We start from the raw sequence: 2394 nt of genomic DNA on the forward strand, positions 1-2394 counted from the left end.
TACGCTTGCCACCAACGTTCTCGCGCTACAAGCAGTTTGGGACTAAATTAAGCCTTATCTTCGGATATGCCAAATCTTTCTGATACAAAACCAACTTTAAATTAAGCCTAAAACCCAAATTGCTTGTAGCGTGTGTTGGCAGCTGGGCTTGTTGTCCACCGCTATTTTCCGCTTTTAATTCTGTTATCGTGTTTGCATAACATTTGGCAATTTTCGGCTGTTGTTTTTCCGCCACCGTGCCAAGGTGTTATGTGGTCGGCTTCCATTTCGTTGAGTTCAAATTGTACACCACATTTTGGGCAAATTCCTTTTTGTCTTTCGTAAGATTCTCGTTTTTGTTTGTCAGTAAATGCTCGAATACTCAAGTATTTTTCGTTTCGTGTAATCACGTATTCATAAATGCCTGACTTTTTTGTCACGTCTTCATCTTGCATTAATTTGGTTATTTCTTCTTCTAATTTTTTCGTGTCAAATTTCTCGTTTTTGTAGCTATTGTACAAAATTCCGTAATTCACGCCTTTCATTTCTTTACGATATTTTGGAAAAATTACATTAATCCAATTGATTACGCTCGAAAAATACAAACGTAATTCGTTTGCGTTTTCTTCGGGTTGATTTTTTGACATATAATCTTCAATAGCATCATTGTTTATCCAACTTATTGCTGTTTCTAAATAATCTTGACGAATAGGCGAACCTGTCAAATAATCGCTTCCAATACTCGAAGCTGGGCAACCCGATTTGCTAAAATATTTTTTCGCATCCGTGAGCCAAGTTCCTGTATAAATGGCGTTTCTTAATTCTTGATTGGTTAGTTTTTCGCCTGCAATGTTGATGGTTTTGAACCAGTCTAATTTTTCCTTATCGTTACCATCGCAAAAATAAACCATCAATTTGTAGTCTAAAATTTCGTTTTTCTCTACGTCTGTAAGGTTGTGAAAATACATTGAGTTTAACGAAAAACTACTCGAAACATATTCGCAAATACTTATGGTTCTTTGTTGTCCGTCTAAAACTTCGTAAGTTTCATCTTCGTTTTTTACCCAATACATCACATTTAAAGGGAAGTTTTTTTTGACGGTTTCTATTACAGAATCACGTTGTTTGTCTTTGTAAACAAATTCACGTTGATATTTTGGGCGAATATTTAGATTTCCTCCAAAACCAACAACGCCTTCTTCGTTGTCATTAAAATATCCGTTTGAAACTTCACGAATTGTTATTTCTTTAAGTTCTATTTTCATAATCTCTTGTTTTTGATTACAATTCTTGCATACGGAACATCTACAATTCCGTTTGTAATCATATATAAATCGCCGTTAACTGCACCTCTTTTTTGTATTTCTTTTCTATATTTTTTATGTTCATCTTTATAAGGTTCAACACCGAATTCAATGCCCGAACTTGATATTCCTAAACCGATTATCTCAAATTGTTCAGGATTATATTTGTCTAAAAAAGTTATTGGAACTCCCATAAAACCATTATAATTTACTGGAATTTCTTTTGTCTTCCCAATGTTTATTGCGTTAAAATTCTCATAAGTTGGAAATTCTTCAGGAGTATAAGATTTATAAAGTTCTAAATCTTCGTGCCTTTTTCTGATTTCTAGATTGGTGAACCAAGTGACTCCAGAAACTCTAATCATTCCTTCTTTTCGGTCGGTTGCCGTTGCATAATCTTCATAATGCTTGTTTATAAAATGGGCCGCACCACCATTAAATCCATAGCCTAACCAAAGTTTATCTTCTTTTATTAGCTTGAAAATTTCTTTGTATGTTATAGCATTTTGGTGTCCGACAATAATAAATTTCTTGTCAAACTGAACCAATTGAGTAACATATTCTCGAAATAATGAAAATGGGGGATTGGTAACGACAATATCGGCTTGCGTGAGCAAGTCGATACTTTCTTGACTTCTAAAATCGCCATCTCCTTTTAGGTGGATAATGCCAATTTCTTCGGCATCAGGAACTCTGTTTCCGTTTTTGTCGCCATTATATTCAAGATAAATGGCTTTTTCGGATTTGTTTTCGCTAAACAAATCTCTTTCTTGATTTTTGTAACAAGTTGTGATTAGTTTTTTCAGTCCTAAATTCTCGAAGTTGTATGAGAAATAATGAAAAAAGTTACTGACCCTTGGGTCATCGCAATTGCAAAAAACAACTTTGTCTTTAAAGTGTTCTTTGTAATGTCGTAACTCTTTTTCTATGTCTGAAAGTTGAGTATAAAATTCGTCTTTCTTTGAATCTTTTGCTTTGTGTAGGTTTTTGTTCTTCGCCTTTTCCGCCATTGTTGTCCGATTTACGGCAACAATTCAACGGAATTTTCATTCTAAATAGCTCTTATTTAGCAGGTTCCGTTAGCCTTGATGCCAACGTTCCGGCGCTTGGC

At 34.6% G+C, this 2394-nt stretch carries 2 protein-coding genes; both read right to left on the bottom strand.

Annotated elements, in window-relative coordinates:
• Window positions 1-161: 161 nt before the first annotated feature.
• The gene (locus B0A57_RS11290; protein ID WP_038466667.1) at window positions 162-1244 is read right to left on the bottom strand and encodes an HNH endonuclease family protein; all 1083 of its coding nucleotides are present in this window, start codon (window positions 1242-1244) and stop codon (window positions 162-164) included.
• The gene (locus B0A57_RS11295; RefSeq protein WP_038466669.1) at window positions 1241-2293 is read right to left on the bottom strand and encodes an adenine-specific methyltransferase EcoRI family protein; all 1053 of its coding nucleotides are present in this window, start codon (window positions 2291-2293) and stop codon (window positions 1241-1243) included. The genes B0A57_RS11290 and B0A57_RS11295 overlap by 4 nt, the downstream gene beginning before the upstream one ends.
• Between the last annotated feature and the right edge of the window lie 101 nt (window positions 2294-2394).

The organism is Flavobacterium psychrophilum DSM 3660 = ATCC 49418 (assembly GCF_002217405.1).
Classification (GTDB): Bacteria; Bacteroidota; Bacteroidia; order Flavobacteriales; family Flavobacteriaceae; genus Flavobacterium; species Flavobacterium psychrophilum.

Excerpts from the sequence above, each read along its gene's own strand:
- B0A57_RS11290 (WP_038466667.1), bottom strand. The coding sequence starts at position 1,244 with ATGAAAATAGAACTTAAAGAAATAACAATTCGTGAAGTTTCAAACGGA.
- B0A57_RS11295 (WP_038466669.1), bottom strand. The coding sequence starts at position 2,293 with ATGGCGGAAAAGGCGAAGAACAAAAACCTACACAAAGCAAAAGATTCA.